15 protein-coding genes are annotated in these 18850 nt (G+C 46.9%); 4 read left to right on the forward strand and 11 right to left on the reverse strand.

Annotated features, from left to right (window positions below):
- Positions 1 to 77: 77 nt before the first annotated feature.
- Positions 78 to 773 carry a recombination regulator RecX gene (gene recX, locus JHL22_RS04620; RefSeq protein WP_200234422.1) on the reverse strand — a complete coding sequence of 232 codons (696 nt, stop codon included), beginning with the start codon at positions 771 to 773 and terminating at the stop codon, positions 78 to 80.
- A gap of 120 nt (positions 774 to 893) precedes the next feature.
- Complete coding sequence (gene recA, locus JHL22_RS04625; protein WP_200234424.1) at positions 894 to 1955, reverse strand: recombinase RecA; 1062 nt, start codon at positions 1953 to 1955, stop codon at positions 894 to 896.
- A gap of 353 nt (positions 1956 to 2308) precedes the next feature.
- Here recA and JHL22_RS04630 point away from each other — a divergent pair, with 353 nt between their 5' ends.
- Complete coding sequence (locus JHL22_RS04630) at positions 2309 to 3217, forward strand: recombination-associated protein RdgC (protein ID WP_200234426.1); 909 nt, start codon at positions 2309 to 2311, stop codon at positions 3215 to 3217.
- Between the two features lie 4 nt (positions 3218 to 3221).
- On the opposite strand, the gene JHL22_RS04635 is transcribed toward JHL22_RS04630, so the two are convergent.
- From JHL22_RS04635 to JHL22_RS04645, 3 genes are all read right to left on the reverse strand, one after another.
- Positions 3222 to 3719 (reverse strand): hypothetical protein, encoded by a 498-nt coding sequence (locus JHL22_RS04635; protein ID WP_200234428.1) that lies wholly within the window; start codon positions 3717 to 3719, stop codon positions 3222 to 3224.
- 384 nt (positions 3720 to 4103) lie between these two features.
- Complete coding sequence (locus JHL22_RS04640) at positions 4104 to 6377, reverse strand: nitric-oxide reductase large subunit (protein ID WP_200234430.1); 2274 nt, start codon at positions 6375 to 6377, stop codon at positions 4104 to 4106.
- 70 nt (positions 6378 to 6447) lie between these two features.
- A complete protein-coding gene (locus JHL22_RS04645) occupies positions 6448 to 6960 on the reverse strand; it encodes a hemerythrin domain-containing protein (RefSeq protein ID WP_200234437.1) in 513 nt (170 codons plus the stop codon).
- A 152-nt stretch (positions 6961 to 7112) separates the two neighbouring features.
- Between JHL22_RS04645 and norR the strand changes: the two genes are divergently transcribed.
- A complete protein-coding gene (gene norR, locus JHL22_RS04650) occupies positions 7113 to 8654 on the forward strand; it encodes a nitric oxide reductase transcriptional regulator NorR (protein WP_200234439.1) in 1542 nt (513 codons plus the stop codon).
- 95 nt (positions 8655 to 8749) lie between these two features.
- On the opposite strand, the gene uvrB is transcribed toward norR, so the two are convergent.
- Complete coding sequence (gene uvrB, locus JHL22_RS04655) at positions 8750 to 10771, reverse strand: excinuclease ABC subunit UvrB (RefSeq protein WP_200234441.1); 2022 nt, start codon at positions 10769 to 10771, stop codon at positions 8750 to 8752.
- Between the two features lie 99 nt (positions 10772 to 10870).
- On the opposite strand from uvrB, the gene JHL22_RS04660 reads away from it, so the two are divergent.
- Positions 10871 to 12070: an amino acid aminotransferase gene (locus tag JHL22_RS04660; RefSeq protein WP_200234443.1), complete on the forward strand. Its 1200-nt coding sequence runs from the start codon at positions 10871 to 10873 to the stop codon at positions 12068 to 12070.
- A gap of 80 nt (positions 12071 to 12150) precedes the next feature.
- A complete protein-coding gene (lexA, locus tag JHL22_RS04665; RefSeq protein ID WP_200234444.1) occupies positions 12151 to 12804 on the forward strand; it encodes a transcriptional repressor LexA in 654 nt (217 codons plus the stop codon).
- On the opposite strand, the gene JHL22_RS04670 is transcribed toward lexA, so the two are convergent.
- The 5 genes from JHL22_RS04670 to JHL22_RS04690 all read right to left on the reverse strand — a co-directional run bounded on the left by JHL22_RS04670 (position 12785) and on the right by JHL22_RS04690 (position 18743).
- On the reverse strand, positions 12785 to 12904 hold the full coding sequence (locus JHL22_RS04670) for an SMR family transporter (protein WP_200234836.1): 120 nt from the start codon (positions 12902 to 12904) through the stop codon (positions 12785 to 12787). The two genes, lexA and JHL22_RS04670, sit on opposite strands and share 20 nt — an antisense overlap.
- Positions 12904 to 13935, reverse strand: coding sequence for an NADP-dependent oxidoreductase (locus JHL22_RS04675; RefSeq protein ID WP_407926760.1), 1032 nt, complete (start codon positions 13933 to 13935; stop codon positions 12904 to 12906). The genes JHL22_RS04670 and JHL22_RS04675 overlap by 1 nt, the downstream gene beginning before the upstream one ends.
- A 164-nt stretch (positions 13936 to 14099) precedes the next feature.
- Entirely contained in the window at positions 14100 to 14789 is a 690-nt protein-coding gene (aqpZ, locus tag JHL22_RS04680; protein WP_200234445.1) for an aquaporin Z, read from the reverse strand.
- A 226-nt stretch (positions 14790 to 15015) separates the two neighbouring features.
- A complete protein-coding gene (locus JHL22_RS04685; RefSeq protein WP_200234446.1) occupies positions 15016 to 17649 on the reverse strand; it encodes a TRAP transporter permease in 2634 nt (877 codons plus the stop codon).
- A gap of 98 nt (positions 17650 to 17747) precedes the next feature.
- Positions 17748 to 18743, reverse strand: a complete 996-nt coding sequence (locus JHL22_RS04690) for a TAXI family TRAP transporter solute-binding subunit (protein WP_200234447.1) — start codon at positions 18741 to 18743, stop codon at positions 17748 to 17750.
- Between the last annotated feature and the right edge of the window lie 107 nt (positions 18744 to 18850).

The raw sequence follows: 18850 nt of genomic DNA on the forward strand, positions 1-18850 counted from the left end.
TATGCTACGTTGTACTTTGCTTTTTTTGGTACTTGGTTTTCTGTACGAAAAGGGTCCTGGTGCTTTCAAGGACTGCATTAATCTTCAAAATACCCCCCACCCACAATCTTCCGTACCACATCAGAACTAAACCCCCGGGATAGTAAAAAGCGCATTTGCCGGGCGTATTCCTGGGGTGTTTCATACTTGACGCCCCGAAACTTCTTGAACCAAACCTCATAAGCACGTTGTTGCTCGGTTTGTGCCAGTTCTTCTTTAATTTCTACCATATCTTCGGCATCCAGCTTATGCTGTTTCAACTCTTGAAGAATTTTTGCCGTACCCCATTTTGTTGATTTTTGTTGGGCAAAAGTATGGGTAAAACGCTGGTCTGATTGCCAGTTTTCTTTTTTTAAACGGGCCAGCACTTGCTCTAGCTCTTCTGGGGACTCGGCATGAGGAAGCAGTTTTCGGCTTAGCTCAAGTTCGGAATGTTCGCGACGGGAAAGCAGGTTGATGGCTCTGGCCAGCAAAGATAGGCCTGTTTTTTTATGGGCGGCTTTGCTGGCATTTTTTGCTTTTTGTAAATCAGAGGTTCGAACAATTTCCTGGCTGTTGTCTTGTGATGGCTGGCTAGAGCTACGGGCAAACGGCCCCCTGCCCTGGGAAGAACTACCTGAGCGTCCCGCCCTGGCAGGGCTGGATGCTGCAGGTACAGGCGATGATTTTGAAACACGAACCGTTTCAAAATCATCATCGTCATCATCTGAATTATTAAAATAATAGCGATTCATTTGATATGCATTCCCACGCGAGAGCATGAGAATGAGGAACGAGAATTCTGGCTGAAACTGATGCCTGGTAAACGCATGACAGACGTTCCCACGCTAGTGCGTGGGAACGAGAGCCTTGTGTTAGGCTTCAGCTTCATCGCTGGTAGGCGCAACGGTTTGTGCCTGGGCAATAATGCCCATATTTTCACGAACCCGGTTTTCAATTTCAAAAGCCATGTCTGCGTGCTCTTTAAGGTATTCGCGAACATTGTCTTTACCTTGGCCTATTTTATTGCCATTGTAGCTATACCAGGCACCGGCTTTGTCTACAATGCCAGCCTGAACGCCAAGATCAATAATCTCACCCTGACGGGAAATACCGGCACCGTACATGATGTCGAATTCGGCCTGCTTGAAGGGAGGCGCAACCTTGTTTTTAACCACTTTAACCCGGGTTTCGTTACCGATGATTTCATCGCCTTTCTTGATGGATCCGATGCGTCGAATATCCAGACGGACGGATGCGTAAAACTTAAGGGCATTACCGCCCGTTGTGGTTTCGGGGCTACCAAACATAACACCGATTTTCATGCGGATCTGGTTAATGAAAATAACCATGCAATTGGTTCGTTTGATAGAGGCCGTTAACTTGCGTAGCGCCTGGCTCATTAAACGGGCTTGAAGGCCTGGCAAACTGTCGCCCATATCGCCTTCAATCTCGGCACGGGGGGTTAAGGCAGCCACCGAGTCGATAACGATTAAATCTACCGAGCCTGAGCGAACCAGGGCATCGGTGATTTCAAGGGCCTGCTCGCCGGTATCTGGCTGGGAGATGAGCAAATCGCTTAAGTTGACCCCCAATTTGGACGCATACTGGACATCAAGGGCATGCTCGGCATCGACAAAGGCGCAGGTGCCACCAATTTTTTGCATTTCGGCAATAACCTGCAGGGTAAGTGTTGTTTTACCGGAAGATTCAGGGCCGTAAACTTCAACCACCCGACCCCGTGGCAAACCACCAACACCCAGTGCGATGTCCAGGCCCAGTGAACCGGTGGAAACCACTTTGATGTCATGCGCGACCTCGTTGTCGCCATAACGCATGACGGAGCCTTTGCCAAATTGTTTTTCTATTTGGGACAAGGCGGCTGCCAGGGCCTTTGCGCGTTCTGCTGATGCTGCTTTGGATTGTTTGTCGTCCATGGAGGGTCCTTAATTGGGTGACTTCAAAATAAACTTAATACGGTATTATCGCATTAAATTATACTGTACAAATACACAGCAGTGACATTATTTGCATAATTTCACCTAACATTAAATATTAACCTGTTTAACCAATCAATTCAGGACATTGTCAGATGCAATCTTTATAGTTAATAAATGAGGGCAAATCATCTTGCCAAATGCTTAATTCCCTTTTGGCAGCATTTGTTTCTCATCGCAGTGCAGCGCCTCGCAGTTTTTGCGTTGCACGCGCCCCCGTATTTACCTGCCAGCAACCCTGGCAGGTTTTTTTTGCCTTCATACGTTAAAATCGATACTTTTGGCAGAAAAATATGTGGTTCAAAAACCTGAAAGTCTTTCGTCTATCTCCCACTTGGCAACTTTCTGTCCAGGATCTCGAGTCCAAGCTTGAAAAACAGCTTTTTCAGCCTGGTAACCGGTCGGATATGCAAAACATGGGCTGGGTTTCCCCTTGCGAAAATGGTGCTTTGGTACATGCACTTAATGGCCAATATCTGCTGGCGCTACGCGTTGAAAAAAAACTGCTTCCCGCCACTGTCATTAACCAGTTTACCAAGGCAAAAGCCCTTGAAATTGAAGAGCAGCAAGGCTACAGGCCCGGCCGCAAGCAACTTAAGGAAATCAAGGAACAGGTTACCGAAGAGTTACTACCCAAAGCGTTTAGTATTTTCCGTGATACCAAAGTGTGGATAGACACCACAAACCACTGGCTGGTTATTGATGCAGCCGCTGCAGCCAAATCCGATGAGGTGATTGGTATGCTGGCAAAGGTACTTGACCCTTTGCCCGTTCAAAGCCTGTTTACCGAACAATCCCCTTCTGCCGCCATGACCGAATGGCTGCTTCAGGATGAAGCACCGGCAAACTTCAGTGTTGACCAGGACGTTGAGCTACGTTCCAGTGCCGAAAACCGCGCGACCGTCCGTTATGTGCGTCAAACCCCTGAAAAGGAAGATGTGACCAAACATATCGAGGCCGGCAAGCATTGCACTCGCTTGGCACTGACCTGGGCAGACAGGGTTTCATTTATCCTGAACGATTCGCTGGACATCAAGCGCATCACACCGCTGGATATCCTGACAGAAGGCAGTGACTTTTCAAATATGGATGACGCCGAGCGTTTTGATGCCGATATGACACTGATGTGTGCGGAGCTGGCCAATTTACTGGATGATCTGGTTGGCGCCTTGGGGGGTGAAAAGAAAACCGGCCCGCAATAAAATGCTATTTCAGGGTTAGTGTGATGGTATAAGGAACTGCCTGCGCTGTATTGTCAAGCGCAGCCTTTTCCTGCTGGTCTTCCTCGCTTTCCTTGAACATAACCCGGAGTTCATAAAGCCCATCCACAGGAATCATGAAGTCGGCATCCCGCTCCAGGATCTTGGTATCAAGCCCAAATAAAACCATGTCCAGAATGTCATCCCCTTTCAGGTTTACCCGTAATACCTGATCTTGCGTGGCACGAAACTGATAAGCCGAATAACCAGCACCCATAATATATCCGGTATAAATCATGGTCGGTTCTTCTGGCGAAAAACTGACGTTTTGGGTCATGTTAGTTAAGGAGTTGATAATCGCCTCATTATGTTTTTCAGAGGCCTGCTTTATTTTTACTGTCTCTGAAACATAATGCGTTTCCAGCTTGCCAACGATAACAACCGAAGCAGCTGTAAAAATAATAATAATACCAATGAGAACTTTAGAGGCCAGTGAGAAATGCATATGAGTGCTTGTGAATAATAAAAAATACGCCACTTTTTTACGGCGGCAAGAGCAAAAGTCTACATCAATATACCGTATCTGAACAGTTCCCCTAATTGAAATTCATGCCAGCCCGGCTTTTATGAACGGTTAACTTGTAACCGTTTCGGGTAAAAACGAAAAAACCAACCGAATTTTTTGTATTTTTTGCTCCATCGGATAGCCTGAAGCAAAAAATATTGTTAATTTTATTGAAGGATCATTCTTAGGTAATGTAATTACCTTGCCAAACAACACAACCACTTATCACGCTAATGGCAGGCTGAAATCCCTAACAGCTGTTTTTATAAAAATGGCCTGATCCATAAGAACCAGGCCACCCATCAAGTTATAGAAAGCATAGGCTTAGGAAGCGTAAGCTGTTTTTCCTTCGATCTGCTCGGACTTACCGGTTACACCGATGAATACCTGCCATGCAACCGCCAGGGCACCTACGATGAACACGACATCACTGAAGGTGCGAATCCAGCGCAAGGTTTCAAGTATATCCTGTTGCAGGAAGGCTTCACCCCTTGCATACCACATGCCTTCGCTAAGGCTGGCATGGAACTGGATAATACCGATAGGCAACAAGCTGGTCACGATCATGCCAACCAGGCCCAGGTTCAGGCACCAGAAAGCAGTTTTCATCAGACCGGCACTAAACACCATGTTTGGACGGATATAACGCAAGACCAGCAGAACAAAACCAAGCGCCAGGAACCCATAAACACCAAACAGGGCAGCATGAGAGTGAACCGCAGTTGTGTTCAGACCCTGGATGTAATACAGCGCAACAGGTGGGTTAACCATGAAACCGAACACACCGGCACCCAACATATTCCAGAAGGCAACGGCAATGAAGAATACCAATGGCCAATGAAGATTTTCCATCCATGGGGCCAAGGTTTTCAGTCTCCAGTTTTCCCAGGCTTCGTAGCCCAACACAACCAGAGGTACCACTTCAAGCGCACTGAAAGAAGCGCCAACGGCCATTACAGGTGTAGTTGTGCCCGCAAAGTACATGTGGTGGAAGGTACCGGGAACACCGCCCAGCATAAACAAAGAAGCGGAAGCCAGGCTGGCAGCAGTTGCCATGCGTTTTGAAACCAGGCCCATAGAAGAGAAAATAAAGGCCAGGGCTGTGGTTGCGAACACCTCAAAGAAGCCTTCAACCCACAGGTGAACCACCCACCAGCGCCAGTATTCCATTACAGTGATGTGAGAGCGCTCACCATAGAACAAACCGGCACCGTAGAATAAACCGATACAAATGCAGGATGCCGTGAACAGAATCAGCAGGTGCTTGTCACCTTTTTGACGAAGCGCACTGATCACACCATTCATCATCAGAACCAGCCAGAAAGCCACGCCAAGGAATTTAACGATTTGCCAGAAACGACCCAGTTCAAGGTACTCATACCCCTGGTGACCAAACCAGAAGTTCAGTTCACGAGGCATGATATTGGCAATAGCCAGATAGTTACCGATGTAAGAGCCAACAACCAGGACAATCAAGGCCCAGAAAAGAATGTCAACGCCCAGTTTTTGATACTTTGGATCTTTACCACCGTTGATAATTGGTGCCAGGAATAAACCTGCAGCCAGGAATCCGGTTGCAATCCAGAACAAGGCAGTCTGCAAGTGCCAGGTTCTTAATAGTGAATATGGGAACCATTTTGACAGCTCAATGCCATAGAAAGTTTGCCCTTCTACGGTATAGTGTGCTACTGCACCACCCATAAACACTTGGAAAACAAACAGGGCAACAACCAGAATGCAGTATTTACCCAATGCTTTTTGTGACGGCGTCAAGACAAACGTGGTAATAGGATCACGATCAGGCGCCTTGTGTTCCTCATGGTCCTCTTTCCGCAGGAAAGCCCAGCCCCACACCAGAAAACCAACGCCGGCAATTAGCACAACCACACTGATAATTGACCAGATTATGTTTTCAGGCGTCGGAACGTTATCAATCAATGGCTCATGTGGCCAGTTGTTGGTGTAAGTGGCATTGTTGTAATCCGGGCGTTCTGTTGAAGCGGTCCAGGCAGTCCAGAAGAAAAACTTGGCCATGTCGAAACGGTCTTGCTCACCTGGCAGCGTATTGGTTTTCATGGCAAAGCTTTCACGTGAGCCATCCAGTGCCGGGTCGTCACCAAACAAGGCTACATAATAGTCAGCCGTGTTTTTCATCGCAGCCACACGCCGATCAGACACCAGCATTTCATCTTTTTCAAGATTATAGGTGTTGGTACGATACTCTTTTTTAAGCTTGACTTTTAGAATCGCTTTTTGCTCTTCCGAGGTTTGCTCATAGGGAATACCATATTCGTCCAGGGAAGCCAGATTCAGCCACGCAACCAATTCGCGATGCAGCCAGTCTGAAGTCCAGTCCGGTGCCTGTAATGCACCATGGCCAAAAACAGAACCAACCTGCATGCCGCCAGCCTGTTGCCAGGCATTTTGTCCATCAAGAATATCTTCCTTGGTGAACATGACATCACCGGAAGCCGTAACAACCTTACCAGGAATAGGCGGCGCATTGCGATATACCTCGACACCGAAATATCCCAGAATACTGAACGTAATCGCAAGAACTGCAATTAGCGTCCACCATAATTTTTTATAACTACCCATTTTAATTCCTTAAATTAACTGTATTGGCGTTATGTTTCATTAGTAGCCAGCATCAGCCAGAAATTTACTTTTATTTAAACAAGACTTCATTTTCAAGTGCTAGATGTAATCGCAGATCTTCAACAAACTCCCCTATTCCAGAATATAATTTTTCCCATGAGCCGCAAGCGCTATCTGGTAAAAACAGATTCCCAGTCACTTTCAGCAACCTGTCAATTCCCTGTTCGTGCTGTTCATGCTCAAGCAACATGACCGAAATCGGTGTGCGTGCCATTTCTTTCATGCCCTTAAGCAGCATGGGAAATAGCACTCTTTCCTCTTTCTGCATGTGACTGTCCAGTTCCTGCCAAATATTTGTCAGGACATCAGCCAATCCCACCGGACAATCAGGATCATCTTCATGTACTATTTCTATTTTTCTGGACAGCTCGATTAGCGCAGGTAACTGGGCCCGATGCTTATCGTGAAAATTGATCTGAATGTACGGAATAAGTACATCCGGCTTTTCATTATCAAGTTTCAGTTTCTGAATAATAGAAGGCACCTGATCCGATTCGATTTTCCTTTTCAATAGAACGCTCATTGTGCGAACTCCTTAGTTAATGCTCAAGGAACAATAAGCAATATTCGTGCCAATATTTTTTTATTCTAATTATCAATGACTTGAAAGTTTTATGGTATATAATACCCTTATTGATCAGGGTAAATTTAACCATAAAGAAGGTAAAAAACACCATGCTGTATAGCGTTCTTGCCGATATGAACGATGAACTGCCAAGTGCATTAAGACTGGAAAGGCTGGTCCAGACCATTCAAACCCAGTTCAATTGCGGAGCGGTTGGTCTATTGGCTATTGATGATGATGCCCTCAAGCTGGTTTCCGCCAAGGGTCTGGTTCATGAAGCCCTTGGTCGCCGTTTCAAGATTTCAGAACACCCCCGCTTTGCTGCTATCTTGTCCAGGCGCGAACCCATACTGTTCGAACCGCACATTCCCCTACCCGACCCTTATGATGGCCTGCTGGATGACCGGGCCGGTGAGCCTTTGTTAGTGCATGACTGCCTGGGCATGAGCCTGTATATAGAAGGAAAATTATGGGGCGCCATCACGCTTGACGCCATTGAGGATACGTTTACCGAAGAGTCCATTGATATTCTTTCCCGGTATGCTTTGCTAATACAAACCTGCATACGCATGACGCAACTGGAAAAAGACAATAAAAGCCTGCGGCAATTAAGCATCGCTTCCGGTCAGCGTACCGCTATCCAAACCGAGCAGGAAATCATCGGGCAAAGTGAACCCATCCGCAAATTAATGCAAGAACTGAATGTGATTGCCGATGCCAACCTGCCCGTTTTGCTATTGGGTGAAACGGGGGTGGGCAAAGACCTGTTTGCCCAACATATTCATCGCCACTCAAAACGCAGCCACAAATCCATGATTCATGTCAACTGTGCTGCCTTGCCTGAAAACCTGGCTGAAAGTGAGTTATTTGGTCATGTAAAAGGTGCCTTTTCAGGCGCCGAAACTGAACGGCCCGGACGTTTTGAAGCGGCCCATGGGGGCACGATTTTTCTGGATGAAGTGGGCGAGTTATCCCTGAACATTCAGGCAAAACTGTTGCGTACCCTGCAAAATGGTGAGATCCAGCGGCTGGGTGCCGATAAATCAAAAAAAGTGGACGTAAGAATTATTGCCGCCACCAACCGTGACCTTAAGGCCAGCACGCTAGATGGCAGTTTCAGGATAGACTTGTATCATCGGCTTTCGGTGTACCCCATTCATATTCCGCCATTACGTGAGCGAGGCAAAGACATCTTGATGCTGGCGGGTTATTTTCTGGAGTTCAACCGGACCCGTCTTGGTTTACGTGGCATCCGGCTGACCAAAGAGGCCGAACAGGCATTAATGGCTTATGACTGGCCCGGCAACGTCAGGGAACTGGAACATATTATCAGCAGGGCCGCCATTAAAATGCTTGGCGGCGGCGCATCCCGAAACAGCATTTTAAGTATTGAGCCCCAGTATCTGGACATCGTTAATAATCAGCCGGTCATATTCAATCAGGCTGAAGCACAGCCCAGCATTTTCGTGACACCTCCTGCCAGCCGAAAACCAGCCATACAGCCCATGAATGAGGCGCTCAGGATTTTTCAGCAGGATCTTGTTCAGGCAGCTCTGGAGCAAAGTGGACAAAATTGGGCCAATGCGGCACGACTGCTGGACATGGATGCCAGCAATCTCCATAAACTGGCTAAACGGCTGGGGATGAAGTAACAGAAACGGCAGGTTAACAATATAAAGATATAAAGGCGCCAATAACGACGCCTTTATTCAAGTTAAAGAATTCCGTGCATAAATGAATGCCCCATTCAACTTAACAACGCTTTTTGTTTAAGGCGGTTTAAGGTATCCCGTGCTGCAGCAGCCTGTTCAAACTCCAGGTTGCGCGCATGATCGTGCATTTGTTTTTCAAGGCGCTTGATTTCACGTGCCAATGATTTCTCATCGCCAATCACATCAATGAACTCCATTTGATTGTCCAGGATTTCCTGGGCAGCATTGGAAATCACGCCATCGATCATTTCCTTGACCGCTTTACGAACGCCTTTGGGCGTAATACCATGCGCTTGATTATGCGCCATCTGCTTGTTACGGCGCCTTTCCGTTTCACCAATCGCTCTGTGCATAGAGTCGGTAATACGATCTGCATATAAAATAGCCTTGCCATTCAGGTTGCGCGCTGCCCTTCCAATGGTTTGAATCAGACTACGTTCAGAACGTAAAAACCCTTCTTTATCCGCATCTAAAATAGTCACCAAAGACACTTCGGGAATATCCAGCCCTTCGCGTAAAAGGTTAATACCCACCAATACATCAAAATGCCCCAGACGCAAGTCACGAATGATTTCCACCCGCTCAACCGTATCAATATCAGAATGCAGATAGCGTACTTTAAGCCCGTTTTCTGTCAGGTAGTCAGTCAGGTCTTCGGCCATGCGCTTGGTTAAGGTGGTTACCAATACCCGCTCACCCTGGGCAATGCGCAATTTGGCTTCACCCAGCAAATCATCCACCTGGGTGGTGGCAGGACGCACTTCAACAATCGGGTCTATAAGCCCGGTAGGACGCACCACTTGCTCAACAATATTGTCTGAATGTTCTTTTTCATAATCGGCAGGGGTCGCGGACACAAAAACACTTTGCCGCATGCGTTGCTCGAATTCTTCCATCTTGAGTGGCCGGTTATCAAGGGCGGAAGGCAGCCTGAAACCAAATTGCACCAACGTTTGCTTGCGTGAGCGGTCACCGCGATACATGGCACGCAATTGCCCCATCATGACGTGGCTCTCGTCAAAAAACATCAGGGCATCTTCAGGCAGGTAATCAATCAGGGTGGGCGGTGGATCACCCGGTGCCGCACCAGACAAATGACGCGAATAGTTCTCGATCCCCTTGCAAAAGCCCAGTTCCTGCAGCATTTCTATATCAAAACGGGTGCGTTGCTCTATTCTTTGCGCCTCGACTAAATGATGGTTATCAATAAAATACTGAGCCCTGTCGCGCAACTCGGATTTGATGGTTTCAATGGCGCGCAAAACGGTATCGCGTGGCGTAACGTAGTGCGAACTGGGGTATACCGTAAAGCGCGGTACTTTTTGCCTGACCTTGCCCGTTAACGGATCAAAAAGCTCCAGCGTTTCAATTTCATCATCAAAAAGCGTTAACCGCACTGCCAGTTCGGCACTTTCCGCAGGGAATATATCAATCACCTCGCCACGTACCCTAAAGCAACCACGGTCAAAATCAACATCATTACGCTCGTATTGCATAGCGACAAGCCTGCCTAAAAGCTCTTGCCGGGGAATCTGGTCTCCGGCACGCAAAATAAGCACCATGGCATGATAGTCGGCCGGATTACCAATACCGTAAATGCACGACACCGTTCCAACAATAACCGTATCCCGTCTCTCAAGCAGGCTTTTTGTCGCTGAAAGACGCATCTGCTCGATATGTTCGTTAATTGATGAGTCTTTTTCTATGAACAGATCACGCGTAGGCACGTAAGCTTCAGGTTGGTAATAATCGTAATAAGAAACAAAATATTCAACGGCATTATGTGGAAAAAACTCGCGCATTTCAGCGTATAATTGTGCAGCAAGAGTTTTATTGGGTGCCAGAACCAAGGCCGGTCTGCCAAGTTGTGCGATGGTATTGGCCATTGTGTACGTTTTTCCCGAACCCGTCACGCCTAGCAAAGTTTGAAACATCAGGCCATCCCGAATCCCTTCAGTCAAGGATTCAATGGCTTTGGGCTGGTCTCCGGCGGGTGGGTATGGCTGATACAGCTTAAAAGGACTGCCCGGATATTCTATGAAACCTGGTTCACTCATGCTAGACTTTTACTTTAATGATCTGATTGAAAACAAACTTGCAATCATACATTATCCTCTTTATTTAACAACTTCGGCAAATCCGCCGCATATCAGAAGATGACCACACTTTTTGAATCTGTCGAGCTGGCTCCTCGCGACCCTATTCTTGGCCTGAACGAACAATATAACGCTGACACCCACTCTTCTAAAGTTAATTTGGGCGTAGGCGTATATTATGACGACGAAGGACGCATTCCTTTGTTGAAAGCCGTGCATAAAGCAGAAGTGGCCCGCATTGAAGCGGCTGCGGCGCGCGGCTACCTGCCTATCGAAGGCCTCAAGAATTACAACAAGGGTGCACAGGAACTGCTGCTGGGTAAAGAGTCACCCTTGGCCAAAGAAGGACGAACCCTTACCTTCCAGGCACTGGGTGGAACCGGTGCCCTTAAAATTGGCGCAGACTTCCTGAAGCAAATCACCCCCGATTCAAAAGTATTCATCAGCAACCCAAGCTGGGAAAATCACCGTGCTCTTTTTGAACGCGCCGGTTTTACAGTCGAAAACTATGCCTACTACGATGCCGCTTCCCATGGTCTGGATTTCGAAGGCATGCTGGCCTCTTTCAAAAACATGCCAGCCAAATCCATCGTCATTCTGCATGCCTGCTGCCATAACCCAACCGGTGTTGACCCCACCCTTGACCAGTGGAAACAAATTGTCCAGCTTGTCCAGGAAAAAGACCTTATTCCTTTTCTTGACATTGCCTACCAAGGCTTTGGTGATGGCCTTGAAGAAGATGCAAAAGTGGTTCGCCTGTTTGCAGACCAAGGCATTTCCATGTTTATCAGCTCTTCTTTCTCCAAATCATTCTCCCTGTACGGCGAACGGGTTGGTGCATTAACCCTGATTACCAGTAGTGCCGATGAGTCCACACGGGTATTAAGTCAGGTCAAACGCGTCATTCGCACCAACTACTCCAATCCACCGACCCATGGTGGCACGATTGTAAGCAGCGTACTTAATTCTCCTGAACTGTTCGCTCTGTGGGAAGAAGAACTGGCTGGTATGCGTAACCGTATTCGTGAGATGCGTCAGCAACTGGTTGCCAAACTCAAGGAACACGGCGTTACACAGAACTTTGATTTTGTCCTGTCACAGCGTGGCATGTTCTCTTATTCAGGCCTCACTTCCGAACAGGTAGATCGCCTGCGCAACGAGCACGGTGTTTATGCAGTATCAAGCGGACGGATCTGCGTTGCCGCACTTAACAGCCGTAATATCGATTACGTTGCCAAGGCTATTACACAGGTCCTGTAAACAAGCACTTGCAATTTAACTGCAAATGAAGCAAAATCGGGCTGTATGAATATACAGTCCGATTTTATGGCAAATACAGCATGACAATTAAACTCACCGCAAGACAGCAACAGGTCCTGGATCTTATTCAGCAGAATATTATAAAAACCGGCTTCCCGCCCACACGGGCAGAAATCGCCAAAACACTGGGGTTTAAATCTCCCAATGCTGCCGAAGATCATTTAAAGGCATTAGCTAAAAAAGGGGCTATTGTATTAACTGCTGGCGCTTCCCGTGGCATCCGTTTAGTTACCTCCAGTCCTGCCGAAAACAATAAACAGGAAGCATCTTTTCTGGATAAAGTCTCGCAAGTACTATTGCCGGTAATAGGACATGTAGCAGCCGGCAATCCCATTCTTGCTGCAGAACACATAGACCGTGAAATTAACGTAGACCCTTCCCTGTTTACACAACAACCCGACTTCCTGCTTAAGGTAAAAGGTCAAAGCATGAAAGATATCGGTATTCTTGATGGTGACCTGCTTGCTGTAAAAAAATACCCTGAAGCCCGCAACGGTCAGGTCATTGTCGCTCGCATAGAAAACGAAGTAACCGTTAAACGCTTCATCAAGAAAGCCGCCCACATAGAGCTTTTACCCGAAAACCCCGATTTTTCTCCTATTATTGTGCGTCCCAATCAGGAGTTCAGCATAGAAGGAATAGCCGTAGGCCTTATCAGAACTCACAACCTGTGAATACCGATGGCCACAAGCGTGAAAATTGCTCAGAGGCTGTCAAAGCGGAAGTAGCCAGTACTTCCGCCAGAATAGCTATGGTTAAAAAAAAATAAACTATTAAACCAGTTTAACTAATTGCTTACCAAAGTTGTGGCCTTGCAGCAAGCCCAAAAATGCGTCAGGTGCACTTTCAAGACCATTACTGACCGACTCTTTGAAAATAAGCACACCATTGGCAACGGCTTCGGCCAGATCCGCCAATGCCTGCGGCCAAATATCAAGGTGGTCTGAAATAATAAACCCGGTAATACTGGCCCGTGAAACCAGAATGGCGCGCGGGTTGCTAATGGGAATAGAGCGGCCATCATACCCGGCAATCAGGCCACAGATGGCTACCCTTGAAAACGGATTCAGGTTTTCAAGTACCGCATCCATAATATAACCGCCCACATTTTCATAGTAAGCATCGACACCATTGGGGGCTAATTGTTTAAGTTCATGTGACAGGGTTTCGGTATCAGGGTAGGCTTTGTAATCGATACAATCATCAAACCCCAAGGTTTCAACGACATACTCACATTTTTCCGGGCCACCGGCAATTCCAATAACGTGACAGCCTTTTTGTTTGGCCAGCTGCCCCACTACACTCCCCACCGCACCCGAGGCTGCACTGACAACCAAGGTTTCGCCGACCTGAGGCTTGAGGATTTTATTCAGGCCATACCAAGCGGTAATCCCTGGCATACCCGCTGCACCCAAGTAAACGCTCATGGAAATCTGTGAAACATCAATTTTACGTATATGATTACTGTCCTTTGAGGGACTGGCACGAAAATACAATTGCCAGCCGCCCGTACATAGAACCGTATCACCCACCTTGAAACCGGGATGTCTTGACTCTATCACTTCACCAACCGTTCCGCCTTGCATGACCGTATTCAAGTCTTGAGAGGCCGCATAGTTTTTGGCCTGGCTCATTCTTCCTCGCATATATGGATCAAGGGATAAGTAATGATTGCGTACCAAGACTTCCCCGGCATCAATTTGAGCAATAACTTCATCCCACAACTTAAAGCATTCCACAGTTACCACATCATTAGGATATTTATCAAACAAATACTGCCTGTTCATATAGGGAAATCCGGACATAAATACTTCCTTTATTCATTAGTTATAAAACCATTCCACAATAAGAATGATATTTTCCTTGCCTTTGCAGAATGATACCTGCTTTCCTGTCTGGTTTAAAGTGTAAAAAAATCCTGCGCCTGCCAGGATTTTTTCATTAGAAACGAGGTGAACCAAACAGGGAGTTATGCTTTACGACCTATGCATTTATATATGATGGCCCCCAAGACCGCACCAATAATTGGCATTACCCAAAATAGCCAAAGCTGCTCAAGTGCCCAGGTACCTTGAAAAATGGCAACGCCCGTGCTTCGTGCAGGATTAACTGAGGTATTGGTAACCGGAATGCTGATTAAATGAATAAGCGTAAGGCACAGGCCAATAGCTATGGGTGCAAAGCCTTGTGGTGCGCGCCCATCTGTTGCCCCCAGAATCACGACCAGGAACATCATGGTTAATACCACTTCAATCACAATCGCAGCAGTCATGCTATAACCACCTGGGGAATGTTCACCAAAACCGTTACTGGCAAAGCCCGAAGTAGTCGCATCGAAACCGGCCTTACCCGTCGCCACAAGATACAACACGGCCCCCGCCAAAATGGCCCCGATTAACTGGGAAACAATATAAGGCAGCAATTGTGAAGCAGGAAAACGCCCTCCTGCCCACAAACCAATGGTTACAGCCGGGTTAATATGACAGCCGGAAATATGACCAATGGCAAAAGCCATGGTTAATAAGCTAAGGCCGAAGGCCAGGGAAACACCAGTAAAGCCAATGCCCAGTTCTGGAAAAGCAGCCGCAAGAACGGCACTGCCGCACCCTCCCAGGACAAGCCAGAATGTACCAAACAGTTCTGCAATATATTTATTCATGATTCCTTCCCCGAAAACAAAATTTTAATATTAAAAATCCAGAGACAGTATAGGATTCCCGAAGTAATGAAACGATTAAAGAAAAGTTAATACCCAGGTAATTGACAGTCGTTGTCAATTCTGAAACCTGAAACCAATCATTGGCAATATAAAAAAAACCATACCCTGCTTGTGAATGGCCAGGTATGGTTTTTTTATTTAAACACTAATCAAGATTGGTAAAAGCCTAGACCGGACTGGCTTGTGTCCTGCCAGTATGACCCGGCATTTTTTTCATTCGTCTTCCCTGCGCCAGCCAAATCAGCAAGATTATGATAAAAGCAGGCACAAAGAACCATAGTTCAGAAGGACGATCAGGATTGGGGACCTTCAGTTCAAGAACATCCCATCCTGCCTCCCAACCCGATTTCTGGGCATTACTGCCAAAGCGGACACTAGCCAACTGAACCTGATCTCCCAAAGCAATAAAATTGAGTCCTGCACTGCTGAGCCGTTTTCTGCCAATTGTTTCTTTATCAGGCGAAATATCATGTTCAACCAGTTCTGGCAGGCTTACCGCCACCGTTTTTACGATTTCATCACCTTCAATGCTAAATCCCTGCAGTACAGCGACAAATCGGGTTGATTCAGGCAAATCAGCCGCTACCGTGTACATTTCTGTCACGGGGCGTGATACGTACTCGCTAGCCATCTTATTCATGAACCAGTCTGGCCTGAATAACAGGAAAGTAACAAGCAACAACAGAATTACCTCGAACCAGTTGCATTTAATCCTGAACCAGCCCATAGTTGCTGCTGCAAAAGTCAGGGAAGCCAGTGTGGCACCAAAAACCACCAGAATAAGTTCCCATACACTTCCAATACCAATAAGCAATATCAATGGGTTGAAAATAAAGATAAACGGTAAAATAACGGTCCGCATGGCATAAACAACCCCCATCACCCCGGTTTTAATGGGATCCTCTCCTGAAATGGCTGCCGCGGCAAATGTAGCAAGACCAACAGGGGGTGTAATATCCGCCATAATGCCGAAATAAAATACAAACATATGTACGGCAATTAATGGGATGATAATGCCATTTTGTGCTCCAAGCTCAACCACAACCGGCGCCATCAAAGTAGCCATCAGGATATAGTTTGCCGTAGTCGGCATGCCTAACCCCAAGACCAAACAAACAACTGCAGTAAAAAACAGCATGACCAGCACATTACCCATAGAGACCAGCTCTACAAAAGCGGTCATGCGTAAACCCAAACCGGTTAAGGTAATAGCCCCTACAATTAGCCCGGCGGTACCGCATGCAATGGCAATGCCAATCATGTTACGGGCACCTTCCTCGAGGCCACTCATGGTTTCTGAAACCCCTTTCCTGGCAGCCGCAGATAGTTTTTTCTTGCGAAAAAAAGCAATAATCGGATGCTGTGTAAGCATCTGGAAGATCATTGAAATACTGGCATAGAAAGCGGATAGCCCGGCAGAAAGATGTTCTACGCTAAGGCACCACACCAAAATACCAATAGGAATAAGGAAATACAAACCGGCACGTACGGTTGGCCAGGCTTCTGGCCTGACAGGATTGACAATATCAATTTCGGTCGGCAAGTCTGCATTTGAGGCCGCAATACGCAACAGCCACACATACAACACCAGCAAAAGACCAAGTAAAATCCAGATGGCCGCAGCACCGGCGATTTGCTGCACACCAACGCCTATCCAGTACACCAACCCCATGACGATAAGCGTACCTGAAATACCCAATCCCCAACCGGCCAGTTTTTGCATGACAGTTTTAGGCTTGCCCGCACTCATCATGGGCTCAATACCCAATTTCAGGGCTTCAAGGTGAACAATATAAAACAGGGCAACATAGGAAATACTGGCCGGTAAAAGCGCATGCTTGATTACATCGGTATAAGGAATGCCCACATATTCAATCATCAGGAAAGCGGCAGCACCCATTACCGGCGGCATGATTTGCCCGTTCACGGAAGAGGCAGTTTCAATGGCCCCCGCGCGAATACCACCATACCCTGATTTTTTCATGAGTGGAATGGTAAAAATACCACCGGTCACCACATTAGCGACAGATGAAGCGGACACAATACCGTTAACGGCTGATGAAACTACGGCCACTTTTGCCGGACCACCACGCAGATGCCCCAGCAAGGCAAAAGAGACCTGCATCATATAGTTACCGGCACCACATCGGTCAAGTAAAGACCCCAGCAACACGAAAATAAAAATATAAGAAACCGATACACCCAGCGCCACCCCAAAGACACCCTCAGTGGTTAGCCACATATGGGACACCATGCGCTCTACCGATGCTCCCCTGTGAGCCAGGACATCAGGCAAGTACGGGCCTAAAAAAACATACAATAAGAAAACCAACCCCAGAATGGTCATAGGCGCGCCCAAAGCACGGCGGGTAACTTCCAGTAACAGGATCAGGCCAATACTGGCCGATACCACATCAACCGTAGTTGGTAAGCCCGGACGCAAGGCAAGCTGGTTGTAGAACAAATAAAGATAAGCGCCGCAAAAGCCGCCCATGATGGCAAATACCCAATCATACCAAGGCATGTGTTCTGATGCTTTTTTATTGAATGGGTAGGCCAGATAACCTAGAAATATCGCAATACCCAAGTGAATTGAGCGCGCTTCAGTATCGTTGAAAATGGCAAAATTGAATGTAAACGGCAATGGTGATGAGTACCATAGCTGAAAAAATGTCCAGAGAAGTGCACCAACAGCCAACACGGCACCGGTAACGCCGCCAACATGTCGGCCTCCCCTGTCAACATCGGCCACCATCTGTTCGAGTGCTGCATTTTTTTTTGCATCGATATCAGTACTCATGATTTTCCTTCATAAATTTACAACAAAAAGGTCACTGTTGGAACGCTCAAAAGATATATTCCAGATCAGTGACCTTTACAAAACAATATTATTTATTATTACTTGATCAGGCCTTTTTCTTTGAAATATTTTTCTGCGCCAGGATGCAAAGGTGCAGATAAACCGTTTTTAACCATATCTTCTTTATTAAGATGGGCCAGTGCCGGATGCAGTTTTTTGAAATCATCAAAGTTATCGAAGACTGCCTTGACCACACTATACACAGCCTCATCAGAAACATCAGAAGAGGTTACAAAAGTAGCCAGCACGCCGTAGGTTTCAGTGGGGTCCGGGTTATTTTGATAAAGACCACCAGGTATGGAAACCTTTGCATAATATGGATTGTCTTCAACCAGTTTATCAATCTCGGGACCGGTAATGGATACTAGCTGTGCACCGCAAGTTGTGGTGGGGTCCTGGATGTTGGCTGAGGGGTGACCGACGCCATAAAAGAAACCGTCAATTTTCCCATCACATAAGGCTGAACCGTGCTCATCGGGACGTAATTCCGAGGCCAATGAAAAGAACGACATATCAAGGCCTTTTGCCTTAAGCAACTGCTCCATAGAGGCACGTGTGCCTGAGCCGGGGTTACCCACGTTGAAACGTTTGCCTTTAAGGTCATCAAATGACTTGATATTGGCCTCTTTGCGGGCAAGAATGGTAAATGGCTCCGGATGAATAGAGAAGACAGAGCGTAGTTTTTCGAAAGGCTCTTTAAACTGGCCTTCGCCGTTATAAGCGTTATAGCCAACATCAGACTGTACGACGCCAAGATCCAGTTCACCGGCTTTAATGGTATTTGCATTAAATACGGAACCACCGGTTGACTCTACAGAACAACGCAAGCCATGATCGGCACGGTCTTTATTGACCAGCCGGCAAATAGCACCGCCAGCTGCATAGTACACACCCGTAACACCACCCGTACCGATACTGACAAATTTTTGCTGTGCAATAGCAGCACCTGGAGCGGCAATGACAGAAAACAGGGTCAGCGCACCGGCTGACAAGGCAAAGCGTTTGGCAAGTGATTTTTTTAACAGTTTATTCATGAATTCTCCCCGTTCAAGATTAAATCTAATGGCTAAATATTAACCATTTGCTTGATAGTACACGAATATACCCGTTTCAACACTCAGGGAAACACTAATAAATTCTT

The sequence above is a fragment of the Advenella mandrilli genome (genome assembly GCF_016595155.1).
GTDB lineage: Bacteria > Pseudomonadota > Gammaproteobacteria > Burkholderiales > Burkholderiaceae_B > Advenella > Advenella mandrilli.

Excerpts from the sequence above, each read along its gene's own strand:
- norR (WP_200234439.1), top strand. The coding sequence starts at position 7,113 with ATGCTGTATAGCGTTCTTGCCGATATGAACGATGAACTGCCAAGTGCA.
- recA (WP_200234424.1), bottom strand. The coding sequence starts at position 1,955 with ATGGACGACAAACAATCCAAAGCAGCATCAGCAGAACGCGCAAAGGCC.
- JHL22_RS04640 (WP_200234430.1), bottom strand. The coding sequence starts at position 6,377 with ATGGGTAGTTATAAAAAATTATGGTGGACGCTAATTGCAGTTCTTGCG.
- JHL22_RS04630 (WP_200234426.1), top strand. The coding sequence starts at position 2,309 with ATGTGGTTCAAAAACCTGAAAGTCTTTCGTCTATCTCCCACTTGGCAA.
- aqpZ (WP_200234445.1), bottom strand. The coding sequence starts at position 14,789 with ATGAATAAATATATTGCAGAACTGTTTGGTACATTCTGGCTTGTCCTG.
- JHL22_RS04645 (WP_200234437.1), bottom strand. The coding sequence starts at position 6,960 with ATGAGCGTTCTATTGAAAAGGAAAATCGAATCGGATCAGGTGCCTTCT.
- lexA (WP_200234444.1), top strand. The coding sequence starts at position 12,151 with ATGACAATTAAACTCACCGCAAGACAGCAACAGGTCCTGGATCTTATT.
- JHL22_RS04635 (WP_200234428.1), bottom strand. The coding sequence starts at position 3,719 with ATGCATTTCTCACTGGCCTCTAAAGTTCTCATTGGTATTATTATTATT.
- uvrB (WP_200234441.1), bottom strand. The coding sequence starts at position 10,771 with ATGAGTGAACCAGGTTTCATAGAATATCCGGGCAGTCCTTTTAAGCTG.
- recX (WP_200234422.1), bottom strand. The coding sequence starts at position 773 with ATGAATCGCTATTATTTTAATAATTCAGATGATGACGATGATGATTTT.
- JHL22_RS04690 (WP_200234447.1), bottom strand. The coding sequence starts at position 18,743 with ATGAATAAACTGTTAAAAAAATCACTTGCCAAACGCTTTGCCTTGTCA.
- JHL22_RS04685 (WP_200234446.1), bottom strand. The coding sequence starts at position 17,649 with ATGAGTACTGATATCGATGCAAAAAAAAATGCAGCACTCGAACAGATG.
- JHL22_RS04675 (WP_407926760.1), bottom strand. The coding sequence starts at position 13,935 with ATGTCCGGATTTCCCTATATGAACAGGCAGTATTTGTTTGATAAATAT.
- JHL22_RS04660 (WP_200234443.1), top strand. The coding sequence starts at position 10,871 with ATGACCACACTTTTTGAATCTGTCGAGCTGGCTCCTCGCGACCCTATT.